This window comes from Mitsuaria sp. TWR114, assembly GCF_007997345.1.
On record NZ_VOSR01000012.1, the window covers coordinates 1 to 17,428 of the forward strand.

The 17,428-nt window shown below is 66.8% G+C and carries 11 protein-coding genes and 1 pseudogene; 6 read left to right on the plus strand and 6 right to left on the minus strand.

Annotated elements, in window-relative coordinates; translation table 11 throughout:
- On the minus strand, positions 1-434 hold a 434-nt coding region (locus FUT87_RS00860; RefSeq protein WP_147239777.1), incomplete at its 3' end, for an ABC transporter permease.
- Positions 431-1,272, minus strand: a pseudogene (locus FUT87_RS00865) (ABC transporter ATP-binding protein). The gene FUT87_RS00860 and the pseudogene FUT87_RS00865, both read right to left, overlap by 4 nt.
- Before the next feature lie 379 nt (positions 1,273-1,651).
- Between FUT87_RS00865 and FUT87_RS00870 the strand changes: the two are divergent.
- The 6 genes from FUT87_RS00870 to FUT87_RS00895 are packed head-to-tail and all read left to right on the plus strand — an operon-like array spanning position 1,652 to position 8,877.
- Positions 1,652-2,110 (plus strand): type IV pilin protein, encoded by a 459-nt coding sequence (locus tag FUT87_RS00870; RefSeq protein WP_091727192.1) that lies wholly within the window; start codon positions 1,652-1,654, stop codon positions 2,108-2,110.
- The gene (locus FUT87_RS00875; protein WP_147239778.1) at positions 2,104-2,739 is read left to right on the plus strand and encodes a GspH/FimT family pseudopilin; all 636 of its coding nucleotides are present in this window, start codon (positions 2,104-2,106) and stop codon (positions 2,737-2,739) included. The genes FUT87_RS00870 and FUT87_RS00875 overlap by 7 nt, the downstream gene beginning before the upstream one ends.
- Entirely contained in the window at positions 2,708-3,142 is a 435-nt protein-coding gene (locus tag FUT87_RS00880) for a prepilin-type N-terminal cleavage/methylation domain-containing protein (protein WP_255511601.1), read from the plus strand. The genes FUT87_RS00875 and FUT87_RS00880 overlap by 32 nt, the downstream gene beginning before the upstream one ends.
- Positions 3,143-3,183: 41 nt before the next feature.
- Complete coding sequence (locus FUT87_RS00885) at positions 3,184-4,356, plus strand: PilW family protein (RefSeq protein ID WP_183482522.1); 1,173 nt, start codon at positions 3,184-3,186, stop codon at positions 4,354-4,356.
- A 44-nt stretch (positions 4,357-4,400) separates the two neighbouring features.
- Positions 4,401-5,006 (plus strand): hypothetical protein, encoded by a 606-nt coding sequence (locus FUT87_RS00890; protein WP_091727204.1) that lies wholly within the window; start codon positions 4,401-4,403, stop codon positions 5,004-5,006.
- A gap of 13 nt (positions 5,007-5,019) precedes the next feature.
- Positions 5,020-8,877, plus strand: coding sequence for a pilus assembly protein (locus FUT87_RS00895; RefSeq protein WP_147239781.1), 3,858 nt, complete (start codon positions 5,020-5,022; stop codon positions 8,875-8,877).
- 134 nt (positions 8,878-9,011) lie between these two features.
- Here FUT87_RS00895 and FUT87_RS00900 read toward each other — a convergent pair whose 3' ends face one another.
- The 4 genes from FUT87_RS00900 to FUT87_RS00915 all read right to left on the minus strand — a co-directional run bounded on the left by FUT87_RS00900 (position 9,012) and on the right by FUT87_RS00915 (position 17,427).
- On the minus strand, positions 9,012-10,487 hold the full coding sequence (locus tag FUT87_RS00900) for a glutamate synthase subunit beta (protein ID WP_091727211.1): 1,476 nt from the start codon (positions 10,485-10,487) through the stop codon (positions 9,012-9,014).
- 50 nt (positions 10,488-10,537) lie between these two features.
- The gene (locus tag FUT87_RS00905) at positions 10,538-15,358 is read right to left on the minus strand and encodes a glutamate synthase-related protein (RefSeq protein ID WP_147239782.1); all 4,821 of its coding nucleotides are present in this window, start codon (positions 15,356-15,358) and stop codon (positions 10,538-10,540) included.
- A gap of 147 nt (positions 15,359-15,505) precedes the next feature.
- Positions 15,506-16,291: a transposase gene (locus FUT87_RS00910; RefSeq protein ID WP_310735086.1), complete on the minus strand. Its 786-nt coding sequence runs from the start codon at positions 16,289-16,291 to the stop codon at positions 15,506-15,508.
- Between the two features lie 2 nt (positions 16,292-16,293).
- Complete coding sequence (locus tag FUT87_RS00915; protein WP_147239795.1) at positions 16,294-17,427, minus strand: deoxyguanosinetriphosphate triphosphohydrolase; 1,134 nt, start codon at positions 17,425-17,427, stop codon at positions 16,294-16,296.
- Position 17,428: the final 1 nt, after the last annotated feature.

Below are 17,428 nucleotides of genomic sequence, written 5' to 3' on the forward strand. Positions count from 1 at the left end.
GGCGCCAGCACGCGCTGCACCGGGTCGACCGCCATCATCTCCATGGCGCTGAGCTGCTCACCGGCCTTCATCAGGCCAATCTCGGCGGTCAGCGAGGTGCCGGCCCGGCCGGCGAACAGCAGGGCCGCCACCACCGGTCCCAGTTCGCGCACCAGGCTGAGGGCGACCAGCAGGCCGACGGCCTCGGCCGAGCCGTAACGCTGCAGGGTGTAGTAGCCCTGCAGCGCCAGCACGAAACCGACGAACAGCCCGGACACGCCGATGATGGACAGCGAGCGGTTGCCGAGGAAATAGATCTGCTCGCGCACCAGCGCGAAGCGGCGCAGGCACGCGCCCAGGTGCAGCAGCAGGGCGCCGAGCAGCCGCGCCGACCAGCCCCAGTCGCCGAGCTTCAGGCGCAGGCCGCGCCCGATGGAGGTCGCGAGGCCGATCATGCGGAGATCTCCTGGGGCAGCCCGAAGTCTTCGCGCACCGGCTTGGCGGGCTGATGGAAGCGCACCGGACCGTCGGACTCGGCGTTGACGAACTGGTGCACCAGCGGATCCTGGCTGTGACGCAGCTCCTCCGGCGTGCCCTGGGCGACGACGCCGCCGTTGGCGACCATCACCACGTGGTCGGCGATGCCGAAGGTTTCATGGATGTCGTGCGAGACGATGACGCTGGTCAGGCCGAGCGCGTCGTTCAGGTCGCGGATCAGGCGGGCGGTGACGCCCAGCGAGATCGGATCCAGGCCCGCGAAGGGCTCGTCGTAGAGCACCAGGTCGGGATCCAGCGCGATGGCACGCGCCAGCGCGACCCGGCGCGCCATGCCGCCGGAGACCTCGTTGGGCATCAGGTCGCGGGCGCGCGCAGGCCGACCGCGTTGAGCTTCATCAGGACCAGGTCGCGGATCATCGGCTCGGGCAGGCGGGTGTGCTCGCGCAGCGGGAAGGCGACGTTCTCGAACACGCTGAGGTCGGTGAACAGGGCGCCGAACTGGAACAGCATGCCCATGCGCCGGCGCTGGGCGTAGAGCTGGGTCTGGTCCATCGGCGCCAGGTCCTGCCCGTCGAACAGCACTTGCCCGGACTGCGGGCGCAGTTGCCGGGTCAGCAGCCGCAGCAGCGTCGTCTTGCCGCCGCCGGAGGATCCGATCAGCGCCATCACCTTGCCGCGCGGCAGGGTGACGTTGACGTCCTTCAGGATGACCCGGTCGCCATAACCGACAGTCACGCCCTTCACCTCGATCAGCGGGCGGGCGTCAGGGGAGGAGGAGGGATCGGTGAATGCCATTTCTTGGAATAGATCCGGGACGATGCCGGGCGGCAGGCGTCCGGGAGCCGGGATCATAGGGTAAAGCCCGAATTGATGCCGGAGGACACCTGGGGCGGGGTGGCGATATGCGACAGCCCGATGAAGGGGGATTGACGCCGGGATCGAGGGCTTCGCGACGCGTAACCGCTGGTCACAATGGGCCCGCGTGCGTGGCTTGCCGATGGGCGGGGCCGGTGCGCGGGACGCCCGGCGACGCTTGCACAAGGCGTCAACGGGCGCCAAACCGTGACGGACGTCACAGTCGAAGGCCGCCGCGAGACGGGCGGAATCCGAGGCACGACGAGCGGCCTCGCCTTCCAGGGGCGGCTGCCGATAATTTCAGCAAACAGGAGCGCTTATGTTCGGGAACTTTTCGTCGCCGGCTCGCCGGTCCACGTCGCGTGGCTTCACGCTGATCGAGTTGATGATCGTGGTGGCGATCGTGGGCATCCTGGCGGCGATCGCGCTGCCGAGCTACCGGTCGTACTACATGCGCGGCGCCCTCGCCGACGCGGCCACCGGCTTGACGATGATGCGGGCCGACATGGAAGCCTACTACCAGAACTTCCGCACCTATGCGGCCAGCGGTTCGGCCACGCCGCCGTGCTCGACGCCGCGCAAGAACGGCAAGTTCACGATCGGCTGCGACGCGCCAGGCGCCAGCTCCTACACGCTGAAGGCCACCAGCACCGAAACGCTGCTGAAGGATTTCGTCTTCACCGTCGACCAGGCGGACAAGCGCCAGACCACCGGCGCGCCCACGGGCTGGAACACCTGCACCAGCCGGTGGGTGATGGTGAAGGGTGAAGCATGCTGAGGACGAAGGGCCGCGCGTCACGCGGGTTCTCGTTGATCGAGCTGATGATCGTGCTGGCGATCATCGGCCTGACGACGGCCCTGGCCGCGCCGACGATGAGATCCTGGGCCACCAATGCCCAGATCCGGACAGCCGGCAGCTCGCTCTCCACCAGCTTGCGCAACGCGCAGGCCCAGGCGATCAACTCCTACCAGCCGGTGGTCTTCTACCGCACCGACGATTCCAGCTGCGCGCTGAACTCGGCTGCGTCGGCCACGGGCCGATTCTGGGTGGTCCAGCTGATCGCGAACCCGTTGATCACCCAACCCGCGCCCACGCAGCCGCTCCAGTGCGGTTCGGTGACGGATGCGACCTCCAACATCACCATCACCGGACCGACGGCAGTCTGCTTCGGCCCCAACGGGCGGCCCGTGATGCTCAACGCCCCGGTGGCCGGCGCCTCCTGCAACGTCAATGCCGATGGCAACTCGATCTACTGGATCGACTCCAGTTCGACAGCCGCCAATCAGAAGAAGCTGTCCGTCTGGGTGACCCTGGGCGGGACGGTGCGTCTGTGCGACCGCGAGCGTCTGCTGTCGGACTCCGAACCCGACGGCTGTGAAGCCGTCAACAAGGCGGCCACCGAATGAACACCTTCTCACCAAGTCGCGCGCGCGCCCTTCCCGGGCGCGCGCCCGAGGCATGACGCTGATCGAATTGATGGTCGCGATGCTGGTCATGACGATCGGCATCGTGGGCCTGGTCGCGCTGATGGCCCGTGCCTCGCAGGCCAGTTCCGGCGCCGATGAAAACCAGCGTGCGGCCACCCTGGCCTCGGAAATGGCCAACGACATGTGGCTCTACAACACGAGCCTGCCGCCCACCATCGCTGCATGGCAGGCGCGCGTCTCGGCCTCCGGCCTCGTCGGCGCGAAGGGCGATGTTGCCGATGCGCCGGTCGGGACGCTCGCGAACACCAAGCGCATCACGATCACGTGGAAGACGCCTGCCGGCGATGCGCGTACGTACTACACCGACGTGCGACTGAACTGACCATGACGATGCATCGCCGTCCCCTCCTCCGCCGTGGCGCCATGCGCGCGGCCTTCGGCTTCACCCTGGTCGAGCTGCTGATCTCGATGACGATCGGCCTGGTGCTCATGGCCGCGCTCGGCATCATGATGAACGCCTTCGACAAGTCGAAGCGCCAGAGCGCCACCACTTCCGACCTGGCCCAGAACAGCGGCTACCTGTCCTACGACCTGGACCGCCAGCTGCGCAGCATCGGTTCCGGCCTGTTCCAGAACCAGGCCCTGAGCTTCGGCTGCCCGCTCGATGTCGCGCGCAATGGCGCGCCGATCCTGCCGCGCCAGTCGGCTTTCCCCGCCCCGTTCCAGAACGTTCCGGGGGCCGTGGCGGCGATGCCCATCGTTGTCTATGCGGGACTCGGATTCGACGCGAAGTTCGGCAACGGTCCGTCCGACGTCATCCAGATCATGACCACCTCCGCGGGCATGAGCGAAGCGCCCCAGGAAGTGGTCACCGGCACCGTGCAGGTGAACGCCTTCAACATGAACAACACGCTGGGCCTTCGCGGCGGCGACCTGCTGATGCTCACCGAGCTCTCGCGCCGCTGCCTGATCACCCAGGTGGCGCCGAACTTCGTCGGCTCCGCCGCCCCGGGCGTGCCGCTCGACGGCCCCTACTACGCGGCCGCGGTCGGGACCAACAACCTGGTCAGCTACGGCGTGTCCAGTCCCTTGAGCGTGACCAACCTCGGCAACATCAATGGCAACCAGCCCCATTTCCAGCTGATCGGCATCAATGACAAGCGGCAACTGGTCGCCTACGACATGCTGCAGATGAACAACATCCCCAATGCCGACCTCCCGGTGCCGCTGGCCGACAACGTGATCGACTTCCGCGTGCGCTTCGGGGTGGCGCCCGCGGGCAACGGCGTGATCACGAGCTGGGTCAATCCGTCCGCCGCTCCCTACAACGCCGCCGGACTGACCGCGACCCCGGCACTGGGCGCCGACATCGTGGCCGTGAGCATCTCGATGCTGGTGCGCGGGGACCGGATCGAGCGCGACAAGGAATACGTCTCGCCCGGAACCTTCACCATGTTCTCCGCCTTGCCGGCGGCGATGCAGACGACGATCAAGCTCCCCGAGGCCGAGCAGCTTCGCCATTACCGCCTCATCGAACTGACGGTGCCGGTGCGCAACGCCATCCTGACGGCTCCCGCGCGTCCGGTGCCGCCTTGAGCGGACCGTCCCCGTCCGCCGCCGTCCCCATCCCGAGGCCTCCCATGCGTTCCACCGCCCCGACCCTCCCCAAGCGCCAGCGCGGCGTGATCATGGTGATCGCGCTGATCACCCTCGCCGTGCTTCTGATCGGCGCCGCCGCCGCGATGAAATCGATGAACGTGACGCTGGCCAGCGTCGGTTACTTCGGCTTCAAGCGCGAGATGACCAACCAGAGCGAACGCGCCATCCGCCTCGCCAGCACGGCCCTGTCCCCTGGCGGCGCCCTGGCGCTGACCTCGGCGCGCTGGACCAGCAACGCGGCACAGAACTACAGCGCGACGATGCTCCCGAGCGACGCTTCCGGCATTCCGCTGGCGCTGCTGGACACGACCACCGGCGGCGGGCTGTCCGGCCTGGGCAGCTCGGCCAACGAGATCAAGCTGGCCAGCGACAACGTCACCGTCCATTACCTGATCGACCGGCTGTGCTTGAACACCGGCGCCTTCGATCCGGCCAACTGCCAGATGCTGGGCCGGGCCAACAACTTCGGGGCCAAGCCCGGCAATCCGAAGCCGCAGCCCCAACCGACCTATCGCATCACCGTGCGCGTCACCGGCCCGCACAACGCGTACTCGTTCTATCAGAGTACGTTCACCACCTTGAACTGATCAGAGGCCCTCGATGTTCCCCTCTCGTCTTTCCTTGCGCCTGAGCGGCGCCGCGGCCTTGTTGGCCGCGATGTCGATCGCCAATGCGCAGACCGTGCTGGCCGACAAACCGGTGTTCGCCTCCGTCGCGGTGCCGGGCAACCTGGCCCTGGCACTGTCGGTGGAATATCCGACCGCCGTGAGCAACGCCCACACCGACGCGACCTACAACCCGGCGTCGACCTACCTCGGGTACTTCGACCCCAACAAGTGTTACGACTACAGGAAGTCCACGACCGCGATCCCGGTGGACCACTTCGCGCCGACGGCCAAGGCGGCAAGCCACGTCTGCAGCAAGAAGTGGAGCGGCAACTTCCTGAACTACGCCACCATGCAGACCATCGACCCGTTCCGGTGGGCGCTGACCGGTGGGTCGCGGGTGGTCGACACGACGACGGCCACCGTCCTGCAGAAGGCCTATGCCAGCGGCCAGGGCAACACCGGCAACTTCCCCGATCGCTCCATCACCTCGCAGACCATCGTCGCCGGCGCCACGCCACTGGTGGATCAGAACGGCAACGCCTGGAACGGCCTGAAGATGCGTATCCAGGGCCTTGGCGTGAGCATGCGCATCTCCAACAGCGGAGACAACAACAGCGGCAACCCCACGGCCTTCGATCCCACGTCGTCCTCGTGGAACGGCGGCGTCTCGTATCTGGTCGACATCCGCGTCCGCGTCTGCGACAACACGCTGAGCTCGGCGAACAACAGCTACCTGGAACAGAACTGCAAGCCTTACGCCAACAACACGATCTACAAGCCGGAGGGTCTGATTCAGGACTACGCCAGCCAGATCCGGTTCAGCGCGTTCGGCTATCTCAATGACGCCACCCTGGGCCGCGATGGCGGCGTTCTGCGCTCGCGCCAGAAGTACGTCGGTCCGACCAAACCGGTGCCGGGCGGCGATCCCGTCGCGAACGCGCAGCGCGAATGGGATCCGAACACCGGCATCATGGTGGACAACCCCAACGTCGACGCGAGCGCGAACATCAACGATGTGGCGGACATGGCCGCCTACTATGGGGTCAACGTCAGTTACAGCGGGGTGATGAACTACCTGAACAAGTTCGGCGCCTCGGGTTCGTACAAGACCTACGACCCGGTCGGCGAACTCTATTACGCCGCGTTGCGCTACTACCGCAATCTCGGCAACGTCGCCAGCTACTCCGCTCCCAGCAGCAAGACCACGCGGGCCGCGCAGGCCGACGGTTTCCCGGTGATCTCCAACTGGGGCGACCCGATGGAGTATTCCTGCCAGAAGAACTTCATCCTGGGCATCGGCGACGTCAACACCCACGCGGACCGCAACCTGCCGGGCGCGACCGGCTCCTCAGAGCCGACCAAGCCGACCGAAGTGACCGACGACAAGGCCTTCGATGCCGTCGAATGGACCAACCGCGTGGGCAAGCTCAGCGGCGTCAATGCCTCGCTGGGCAATGTCCAGGGCTATAACGGCTGCTGCAACAACAACGGCGCGTTGATCGCGGGCATGGCGTACTGGGCCAACTCGACCGACATCCGCCCGGACGCGGAATCGGACAAGAACTCGGCCGGCATGCAGACGGTGCAAACGTACTGGCTGGACGTGCTCGAGTTCGGCGCCTACAAGTCCAACAACCAGTACTACCTGGCCACGCGCTACGGTGGCGCCAACCTGCCGACGGACTTCAACCCGCTGACCCGCACGACGGACCTGACGCAAGGCTGGTGGCACACCGGCGACAGCACCGACACCGTCGGCGGTCAACTGCGCCCCGATACCTACTTCACGGCCGCCAAGGCGGACCAGATGGTGAGTGGCCTGTCCAACGCATTCGCGAGCATCGCCTCGCGGATGAAGGCGTACTCGACCGCCTTCAGCACCGCCTCGCAGCAGATCACGGCCGCCGGCGTGGCCAGCTACGCCACGCAGTACGACGCCAAGCAGTGGACCGGCGAGGTCATTGCCAGCACGCTCAGCGCCGCCAACGGCAGCACCGCCACCACGCAGGTCGAGGCCTGGCGCTTCTCCACCAAGCTGGCGGCTCAACTCGCCGGCACGGGCTGGAAGGACGACCGTCGAGTGGTGACCTACAACACCGACACCAAGAGGGCGGTGCGCTTCCAGAAGACCTCCAGCGTGGGCTCCGCTCAGCAGGCCGGCCTGGTCACCAGCTACAACACCACCGACACCACCGACGAGTATGTGAACTACCTGCGCGGGGACCAGTCGAACGAGGGCACCGGCAAGTACCGCACCCGCTCGTCACTGGTAGGCGACATCGTCAACTCCAAGGTCACCGTGGTCGCTCAACCGTCGATGAACCTGTCGGAAGGTGCCAACCCTGGCTACGCGGCGTACAAGGCGGCTGTCGCCACCAAGAAGCGTCCGAACTACCTGGTGGTGGGCACGAACGCGGGCATGGTGCACGTGATTGATGGCTCGCTGACGGGCAGCACCGCCGGCCGCGAGATCTTCGCCTACATCCCGGGCGCGCTGTTCGCCGGCCCCAGCAACCCGGCCACACCGGGCACCGACGGCCTGGCCATCCTGGGCAATCCCAACTTCAACCACCGCTTCTTCGTCGACGCCCGTCCGACGGCGATGGATGTGGACTTCGGCTATGTCGATGGCCAGCGCGGTGCCGCCGATTGGCACACGATCGTCGTCGGCGGCCTGGGCAAGGGCGGGCGCAGCGTCTACGCGCTGGACCTGACCGACCTGTCGGACGTCACCAGCGAAGACGATGCGGTGCGCAAGGTGCTGTGGGAGTTCACCGCGCCGGACATGGGCATGCTGTTCGGCGAACCCGTGATCACCAAGACGGCCACGCACGGCTGGGTGGTGCTGGTTCCGACCGGCCACAACAATGCTTCCGGCAAGGCCCGCATCTACGTGCTCAACCCGAAGACCGGCGCGATCATCACGACGATCAGCGCGGACGCGCTGTCCGACGACGCCTCTGCCGGCGATCCAGCCGGTCTGAACCAGCTGACGCCGTTCTATCCCGACCTGTCGACGCTGGTGGTCGAGTCGGTCTACGGCGGCGACCTGCGCGGCAATGTCTGGCGTGCGGACCTGCGCTCCGGCAGCAATGGCTATCCCAACCTGGTGAAGGTGGCACGCGCGGTCGGTCCGAACAACACGCCACAGCCGATCACCACGGCGGTCGTGCCCATCGGCGATACCAACACCTACCGTCGGTTCCTGGCCTTCGGCACCGGCAAGATGCTCAATGCCAACGACATCAACAGCACGCAGCTGCAGCGTCTGTACGGCGTCGTCGACGGCACGGTCGCCAAGTTCAGCAATTCGGGCGACGCGCCGACCAACAACGTGTTCCCGATCACCTCGGCCAACCTGGTGCAGCTCACGGACCTGACGCAGAAGGCGAGCATCGACTACAAGGTGAAATCGGGCTGGTACTTCGATCTGCCTTCGGGCTACCGCGTGCTGAATGACCCGACCTACTACCTGAGCTTCGCCGCCTTCTCCGCGACGCTGCCGTCGACGGCCGATGCCTGCAACCCCGGTGGTGTCAGCCGTGTCTACCTGATCGATCTTTCCAGCGGTCAGACGCAGTTCGCCAACAACGCGGCCTACCTGGATCCGGGCTTCGCCGTCACGGACATGCTGTTCGTGAAGACGGACGAGGGCGTGGACCTGGTCCTCAGCGGGTCGACTCCCTCGTCGCCCAAGACGACCTGCGATGCGAAGGATCCGACGTGCAACGTCTGCCCCCCGGGCGATCCGCTGTGCCGAAGCAAGCCCAACCAGGGCTCGGCGGTCGGCGCCAAGATCCTGAACTGGCGCGAAATCCCGCTGCGCAACAGCACGAACGGCGCGCTCTGATCGCCCGCTCCACAACCGAAGCCCGGCACCCGCCGGGCTTTTTTTCGTCTTGTCAGCCGCTCGCTACGGCTCCGTGGGCATGAAAAAACCCGCTGTCTCACGACAGCGGGTTTTCGCTTTCTGGATCCGGCTGATCAACGCGGCAACGCGCTGTCCCCCATCAGGAACTCATCGACCGAGCGTGCCGCCTGCCGGCCTTCGCGGATGGCCCAGACCACCAGCGACTGGCCGCGGCGCATGTCGCCGGCCACGAACACCTTCGCCGCGTTCGTCTTGTAGCCGCCGTTGAAATCGGTGGTCGCCTTGGCGTTGCCGCGGGCATCCTTGGTGACGCCAAAGGCATCGATGATCGACGCGACCGGGCTGACGAAACCCATCGCCAGCAGCACCAGGTCCGCCTTCAGGACCTGCTCGCTGCCCGGAACCTCGACCATCTTGCCGTTGGACCACTCCACGCGCACCGTCTTCACGCCGGTGACCTTGCCCTTCTCGCCGAGGAATTCCTTGGTCGCGATCGCGAATTCGCGCTCGCAGCCTTCCTCGTGGCTGGACGAGGTGCGCAGCTTGATCGGCCAGTAGGGCCAGGTCAGCGGCCGGTCCTCGACCTCCGGCGGCTGCGGCATCAGCTCGAACTGGGTGACGCTCTTGGCGCCGTGACGGTTGCTGGTGCCGACGCAGTCGCTGCCGGTGTCGCCACCGCCGATCACGATGACGTGCTTGCCGTCGGCGCGCAGCTGGTTCTTGAGCTTGTCGCCGGCATTCACCTTGTTCTGCTGCGGCAGGAACTCCATCGCGAAATGCACGCCAGCCAGGTCGCGGCCCGGCACCGGCAAGTCGCGCGACTGCTCGGCACCGCCGGCGAGCAGCACGGCATCGAACTTCTCGGTCAGTTCATCGGCCGTGACCACATCCTTGGCCCAGTTGGTGACCTTGGATCCCTCGGGCAGGTGGGCCACCATGACGCCGGTGCGGAACACCACGCCCTCCGCTTCCATCTGCTGGACGCGGCGGTCGATGTGGCTCTTCTCCATCTTGAAGTCGGGGATGCCGTAGCGCAGCAGGCCGCCGACACGATCGTTCTTCTCGAACACGGTGACGCTGTGGCCCGCGCGCGCCAACTGCTGCGCCGCGGCCAAGCCGGCCGGGCCGGAACCCACGACCGCCACCGTCTTGCCGGTCTTGACCTTCGCAGGTCTGGGCGGTACCCAGCCCTCGGCCCAGGCGCGGTCGATGATCGCGTGCTCGATCGACTTGATGCCCACCGCGTCGTCATTGACGTTGAGCGTGCAGGCGGCCTCGCAGGGGGCGGGGCAGATGCGGCCGGTGAACTCGGGGAAGTTGTTGGTCGAGTGCAGCACCGCGATGGCGCTCTTCCAGTCAGCATCGCCTCCCCGGTACACCAGGTCGTTGAAGTCCGGAATGATGTTGTTGACCGGGCAGCCGCTGTTGCAGAACGGCGTCCCGCAGTCCATGCATCTGGCGCCCTGCTGCTTCGCCTGCTCGACGTTCAGGCCGATGACGAATTCCTTGTAGTTCTTGAGACGCGCCTCGACGGGCTCATAGCCCTCTTCCAGACGTTCGTACTCCATGAAGCCGGTGACTTTTCCCATGGCGGCTCGCTCCTGAATTCCTGAATCTCTTGCGACTTCGATGCGACGGATCAGACCTTGGCCTTGGCGGCGGGCGCCTTGGCGTGGGCGATCGTGGCGGCGGCTTCCTTGGCGGCACCCAGCTCGCCCAGCGCGCGGCGGTACTCCGTCGGGAACACCTTCACGAACTTGGCGCGCGACTCGGCCCAGTGGTCCAGGATGTCGCGGGCGCGCTGGCTGCCGGTCCAGCGGTGGTGATCCTCGATCAGCTTCTTGAGGATCGCCTCGTCGGTGCGGGCCTCGCCATCGCCGAGCTTGTGCCAGATCGCCCTGTCCATCGTGGCTTCCTGCTCGTGCGCGGGCAGCAGCTTGTCCAGCGAGACCATCGCCGTGTTGCAGCGCTTGGCGAACTGGCCATCCTCGTCGTAGACGTACGCGACGCCACCGCTCATGCCGGCGGCGAAGTTGCGACCGGTCTTGCCGAGAACGGCGACGGTGCCGCCGGTCATGTACTCGCAGCCGTGGTCGCCCGTGCCCTCGACGACCGCGGTTGCGCCGGACAGCCGCACCGCGAAGCGCTCGCCCGCGACGCCGCGGAAGAAGGCCTCGCCCTTGGTCGCGCCGTACAGCACGGTGTTGCCGACGATGATGTTCTTCGTCGCGTCACCCCGGAAGTCGATCGACGGGCGCACCACCACACGGCCGCCGGACAGGCCCTTGCCGGTGTAGTCGTTGGCGTCGCCGATCAGGTAGAAGGTGATGCCCGGCGCCAGGAAGGCACCGAAGCTCTGGCCACCCGTGCCTTCCATCTGGATGAAGATGGTCTGGTCCTCCAGCCCTTCCGGACGACGGCGGATCAGTTCGCCCGACAGCATCGCGCCCACCGTCCGGCGAACGTTGGTCACTTCCTGCATGAAGCGCACCTTCTCGCCTTTCTCGAAGGCGGGCAGGCACTTCTCGATCAGCTTGACGTCCAGCGCGCGGTCCAGGCCGTGGTCCTGGTGATCGTTGTGCAGGCGGGCCACGTCGGCCGGCAGTTCCGGGCGATGGAAGACGCGGGTGAAGTCCAGGCCCTTGGCCTTCCAGTGGCTGATGCCCTTCTTCGTGTCGAGCAGGTCGGCGCGGCCGATCAGCTCATCGAACTTGCGGATGCCCAGCTGCGCCATGATTTGGCGCGCTTCCTCGGCCACGAAGAAGAAGTAGTTGACGACATGCTCGGGCTTGCCGCTGAACTTCTTGCGCAGCACCGGATCCTGCGTCGCGACGCCGACCGGGCAGGTATTCAGGTGGCACTTGCGCATCATGATGCAGCCCTCGACCACCAGCGGCGCGGTCGCGAAGCCGAACTCGTCGGCGCCCAGCAGCGCGCCGATGACGACGTCGCGGCCGGTCTTCATCTGGCCGTCGGCCTGCACGCGGACGCGGCCGCGCAGGCGGTTCAGCACCAGCGTCTGCTGCGCTTCGGCCAGGCCCAGTTCCCACGGCGTGCCGGCATGCTTGATCGACGACCACGGCGACGCGCCGGTGCCGCCGTCATGGCCGGCGATCACGATGTGGTCGGCCTTGGCCTTGGCCACGCCCGCCGCGATCGTGCCCACGCCGACTTCCGAGACCAGCTTGACCGAGACGTCGGCGCGCTGGTTGACGTTCTTCAGGTCGTGGATCAGCTGCGCCAGGTCCTCGATCGAATAGATGTCGTGGTGCGGCGGCGGCGAGATCAGGCCCACGCCCGGCACCGAATGGCGCAGGAAGCCGATGTAGTCGGTGACCTTGCCGCCGGGCAGTTGACCGCCCTCGCCGGGCTTGGCGCCCTGGGCCATCTTGATCTGAATCTGGTCGGCGCTGACCAGGTACTCGGTCGTGACGCCGAAGCGGCCCGACGCGACCTGCTTGATGCGCGAGCGCATCGAGTCGCCGTCCTGCAGTTCGTAATCGACCTCGACGACCTTGCTGCCGACGACGTCCGACATCTTCGTGCCGGCCGTGATCTTGATGCCCTTGAGCTCATTGCGATACCGCGCCGGGTCTTCGCCGCCCTCGCCGGTGTTGCTCTTGCCGCCGATGCGGTTCATCGCGACGGCCAGCGTCGCGTGCGCCTCGGTCGAGATCGAGCCCAGCGACATCGCACCGGTGGCGAAGCGCTTGACGATCTCGGCGGCCGGCTCGACCTCCTCGAGCGGGATCGCCTGGGTCGGGTCGAACTTGAACTCGAACAGGCCGCGCAGCGTCATGTGGCGGCGGCTCTGGTCGTTGATCAGCTGGGCGTATTCCTTGTACGTGTCGAACTTGCCCGATCGCGTGCTGTGCTGCAGCTTGGCGATCGCGTCGGGGGTCCACATGTGCTCCTCGCCGCGGGTGCGCCACGCGTATTCGCCGCCGGCGTCCAGCATGTGCTCCAGCACCGGGTCGTCGCCAAAGGCGGCGCGATGCAGCCGCAGCGCTTCCTCGGCGACCTCGAACACGCCGATGCCGCCGACCTGCGTCGGCGTGCCGCGGAAGTACTTCGCGACGAAGTCGGACTTCAGGCCGATGGCCTCGAAGATCTGCGCGCCGCAATAGGACATGTAGGTCGAGATGCCCATCTTGGACATGATCTTCGACAGTCCCTTGCCCACCGCCTTGATGTAGTTGTAGATCGCCTTGTCGGCCGACAGCGCCGCCGGCAGCTCCGCGCTCATCGCCTGCAGCGTCTCCAGGGCGAGGTAGGGATGGACCGCTTCGGCGCCGAAGCCCGCGAGCACCGCGAAATGGTGGACCTCGCGTGCCGTGCCGGTCTCGACGACCAGGCCGCAGGTGGTGCGCAGGCCTTCGCGGACCAGGTGGTGATGCACCGCCGACAGCGCCAGCAGCGCCGGGATGGCGACCCGGTTCGCGCTCAGGTGACGGTCCGTGATGATGAGGATGTTGTGGCCGCCCTTGATGGCGTCCACGGTTTCAGCGCACAGCGAGGCCAGCTGCGCCTCCACGCCCTCGCGGCCCCAGTCCAGCGGGTAGGTGATGTCGAGCTCGTAAGGCTTGAACTTGCCGTTGGTGTGGTGCTCGATCGCACGCAGACGAGCCATCGATGCGAAGTCCAGCACCGGCTGCGTCACCTCCAGGCGCATCGGCGGGTTCACCGCGTTGATGTCCAGCAGGTTGGGCTTGGGACCGATGAAGCTGTTCAGCGACATCACGATCGCTTCGCGGATCGGGTCGATCGGCGGGTTGGTGACCTGCGCGAACAGCTGCTTGAAGTAGTTGTAGAGCGGCTTGTTCTTGTCGGACAGCACGGCCAGCGGGCTGTCGTTGCCCATCGAGCCGATGCCTTCCTCGCCGTTCGCGGCCATCGGCGCGAGCAGGAACTTCACGTCTTCCTGGGTGAAGCCGAAGGCCTGCTGGCGGTCCAGCAGCGAAGCGGGGAACACCGGCGCGGCCGCTTCCGGCGCGGGGATCTCGTCGAGCTTGACCCGCACGTTCTCGATCCACTGGCGGTAGGGACGCGCGTTCGCGTACTGCGTCTTCAGTTCCTCGTCGTCGATGATGCGACCCTGCTCCAGGTCGATCAGGAACATCTTGCCGGGCTGCAGGCGCCACTTCTGGACCACCCGCGATTCCGGAATGGGGAGCACGCCGGATTCGGAGGCCAGCACGACGAGGTCGTCATCGGTGACCCAGTAGCGGGCCGGACGCAGGCCGTTGCGGTCCAGCGCGGCGCAGACCTGGCGACCGTCGGTGAAGACCATGGCGGCGGGGCCGTCCCACGGCTCCATCATCGCGGCGTGGTACTCGTAGAACGCGCGGCGGCGCTCGTCCATCCACTCGTGCTGCTCCCAGGCCTCGGGAATCATCATCATCGCGGCGTGCGCGAGCGGGTAGCCCGACATCGTCAGCAGCTCGATGGCGTTGTCGAAGGTGGCCGTGTCGGACTGGTGTTCGAAGCTGATCGGGTACAGCTTCTTCAGGTCGTCACCCAGCACCGGCGACTTCATGACGCCTTCGCGGGCGCGCATCCAGTTGAAGTTGCCCTTGACGGTGTTGATCTCGCCGTTGTGGGCCACCATCCGGTACGGGTGGGCCAGCGGCCACTCGGGGAAGGTGTTGGTCGAGAAGCGCTGGTGCACCAGCGCGATCGCGGAAACCACGCGCGGGTCGGCCAGGTCGCGGTAGTACTTGCCCACCTGGTCGGCCAGCAGCAGACCCTTGTAGATGACGGTGCGGCAGCTCATCGACGGCACGTAGTACTCGCGGCTGTGCGTCAGATGGAGCGCCTGGATCGCGCTGGAGGCCGTCTTACGGATCACGTACAGCTTCCGCTCGAGCGCGTCGGGAACGATGATGTCCGGGCCGCGGCCGATGAAGATCTGGCGAATGATCGGTTCCTTCTCGCGCACGGTCGGCGACATCGGCATGTCGCGGTCCACCGGCACGTCCCGCCAGCCCAGCAGCACCTGGCCCTCGGCCTTGATCGCACGGGCGAGTTCCTGCTCGCAAGCGAGGCGCGAGGCGTGTTCCTTGGGCAGGAAGATCATGCCGACGCCGTACTCGCCCGGCGGCGGCAGCGTGACGCCCTGCTGGGCCATCTCGGCGCGATAGAACTCGTCGGGGATCTGGATCAGGATGCCGGCGCCGTCACCCATCAGCTTGTCCGCGCCGACCGCACCGCGATGGTCCAGGTTCTCCAGGATCTTCAGGCCCTGCTGGACGATGTGGTGGGCCTTCTGGCCCTTGATGTGGGCCACGAAGCCCAGGCCGCAGGCGTCCTTCTCGTTGGCGCCGTTGTACAGGCCATGGGCGGCCAGCTCGCGGATCTCGGTCGCGGACGGGCCGGCCGTCGGCAGCGTGGCGGAAACCGCGTCGGCGGTCGTGGCGGGGGACGACGATTGCGCTGCGCGCGGATCTTGAGCTGCCGACATCGGTGGCCTCCTGAACTCTCGAAAACGAAACCCGCGCAGGTTAAGGCGCGTGCCGGCATGGCACAAGCATAACTAAATGGGGTCAGTCTCGAATTGCAGGATGCGTTGCGGGCGCGAGCCTATTAAATGGGGACAGATAGGAAATGATCATGTTGCCTCCCCCGGCTTCACCTTGCGAGGCCGACCGCGGGGGCGCGGACTCATCGGGCGCTCGCTCAATTCGCCCAGCAGTTGCAGGAAGCGTGCCGATCCGAGCGGCCACCCTTTCAGCGCGGAGTCGATCAGCTTCTGGCGCTCGGTTTCGGTTTCGCCCTCCTCCAACCACCGACGCCAAGCCAGTTCGCGCTCGAATGGGGTATTGCCCAGGGCCCAGAAGCCGGGCGGGTCGCTGATCAGAGGGTCGCGCCGGTGGCCGAGATGGTGCGCGGCGGAGGACCACGGGTAGTCGCCGGGATCGCCCAGCCCCGCGCGTCCCGGGTTCAGCTCAATGCTGCGCATGACCGCGAGCAGGTGGGTGTCCGCCTCCAGCGGCGCCGCGCGGAAACGGCCTTCCCACAAGGTGCCCACACGGCCGTGGCGGAGGTTGAAGGCGCTCACGTAACGTCGCCCGAGCGCCTGCATCATGCGGCTCAGGCCGTCCGTCGTGGAGGGCGTGGCCAACAGGTGCAGGTGATTCGGCATCACGACATAGGCGTGGATCGCCACCTTGTGCGTCGCGGCGCTGTCCTGCAGCGCCGCGAGCAGGGCCTTGCGGTCTTCGTCGTCAACGACGATCGGCTGCAGGTTGTGACCGCGATGGATCAGGTGATGCAGATGGCCGGCGAGCGCCAGCCGAGGAAGTCTTGCCATGGTGGGAACGGAAGTCTGTCCCCAATTATGGCGCCGGCTGTCGATCGAGCATTCGCAGCCGCCGGAGGCGGCATTCGCCGACATGATCAGGCCGCGATGAGGCGCTTGCCGGTGAGCCGCTCATGTTCCCTGAGCGCGAACCGGTCGGTCATGCCGGCGATGTAGTCGGCGCAGGCGCGGGCGTGGTCCTCGCCATCCGCGAAATCCGCCGGCAGCCGGCCGGGATCGGTGAGGTAGATCTGGAACAGCTCTCGCAGCACCTGCTCCGCGCGGTCGCGCTGCGCCTGGACCGCCGGATGGCGATAGAGGTTCTTGAAGAGGAAGCGCTTGAGCTCGGTGCTGGCCTGACGCATGTCGGGGCTGAAGCGCACCAGCGGGCCCTTGGTGCGGGCGTCCTCGGCGTCGGCCGGCGCGGCGGCCTCGATGGCGCTGCGCGTGGCGTCGATGACGTCGTAGACCTGCTGGGACAGCATCCGGCGGATGGTCTCCGCGAGCAGTCGCTTGCCGGTCAGGTCCGGATAAGCCGACAGCGTCTCCCGCAGATAGCGATGCGTCAGCGCCACCTCTTCGAGCTGCTCCAGGGTCACCAGCCCCGAGCGCACGCCGTCGTCGACATCGTGCGCGTTGTAGGCGACCTCGTCGGCCAGATTGCAGAGTTGCGCCTCCAGGCTCGGCTGGCCGCCATGGAGGAAGCGCGCGGCGACGCCGCCGGGTTCACGCTGCTCGATCCGTTCCGCGTCGCGGCGGCTGCAATGCTTGAGGATGCCCTCGCGGCTCTCGAAGCTGAGGTTCAGTCCGTCGAAAGCGGGATACCGCTGCTCCAGCTTGTCGACCACGCGCAGCGACTGCAGGTTGTGCTCGAAGCCGCCATGCGCCTTCATGCAGTCGTTCAGCACGTCCTGGCCGGCGTGACCGAAGGGCGTGTGGCCCAGGTCGTGCGCGAGGGCGACGGTCTCGATGAGGTCCTCGTCCAGGCCCAGGCTGCGCCCGATCGAACGCCCCAGCTGCGCCACCTCCAGCGAATGGGTCAGCCGGGTGCGGAACAGGTCGCCTTCATGGTTGAGGAAGACCTGCGTCTTGTAGACCAGCCGACGGAAGGCGGTGCTGTGGACGATGCGGTCGCGATCGCGCTGGAATTCGCTGCGGGTCGGCGCCGGCGCCTCGGGATGACGGCGACCGCGGCTGCGCGCGGGATCGGAGGCGTAGGGCGCGCGCAGCATC

Bases quoted from the DNA above. Each gene is read 5' to 3' on its own strand.
- FUT87_RS00870 (WP_091727192.1), top strand. From the start codon at position 1,652: ATGTTCGGGAACTTTTCGTCGCCGGCTCGCCGGTCCACGTCGCGTGGC.
- FUT87_RS00875 (WP_147239778.1), top strand. From the start codon at position 2,104: ATGCTGAGGACGAAGGGCCGCGCGTCACGCGGGTTCTCGTTGATCGAG.
- FUT87_RS00885 (WP_183482522.1), top strand. From the start codon at position 3,184: ATGCGCGCGGCCTTCGGCTTCACCCTGGTCGAGCTGCTGATCTCGATG.
- FUT87_RS00890 (WP_091727204.1), top strand. From the start codon at position 4,401: ATGCGTTCCACCGCCCCGACCCTCCCCAAGCGCCAGCGCGGCGTGATC.
- FUT87_RS00895 (WP_147239781.1), top strand. From the start codon at position 5,020: ATGTTCCCCTCTCGTCTTTCCTTGCGCCTGAGCGGCGCCGCGGCCTTG.
- FUT87_RS00900 (WP_091727211.1), bottom strand. From the start codon at position 10,487: ATGGGAAAAGTCACCGGCTTCATGGAGTACGAACGTCTGGAAGAGGGC.
- FUT87_RS00905 (WP_147239782.1), bottom strand. From the start codon at position 15,358: ATGTCGGCAGCTCAAGATCCGCGCGCAGCGCAATCGTCGTCCCCCGCC.
- FUT87_RS00910 (WP_310735086.1), bottom strand. From the start codon at position 16,291: ATGTCGGCGAATGCCGCCTCCGGCGGCTGCGAATGCTCGATCGACAGC.
- FUT87_RS00915 (WP_147239795.1), bottom strand. From the start codon at position 17,427: ATGCTGCGCGCGCCCTACGCCTCCGATCCCGCGCGCAGCCGCGGTCGC.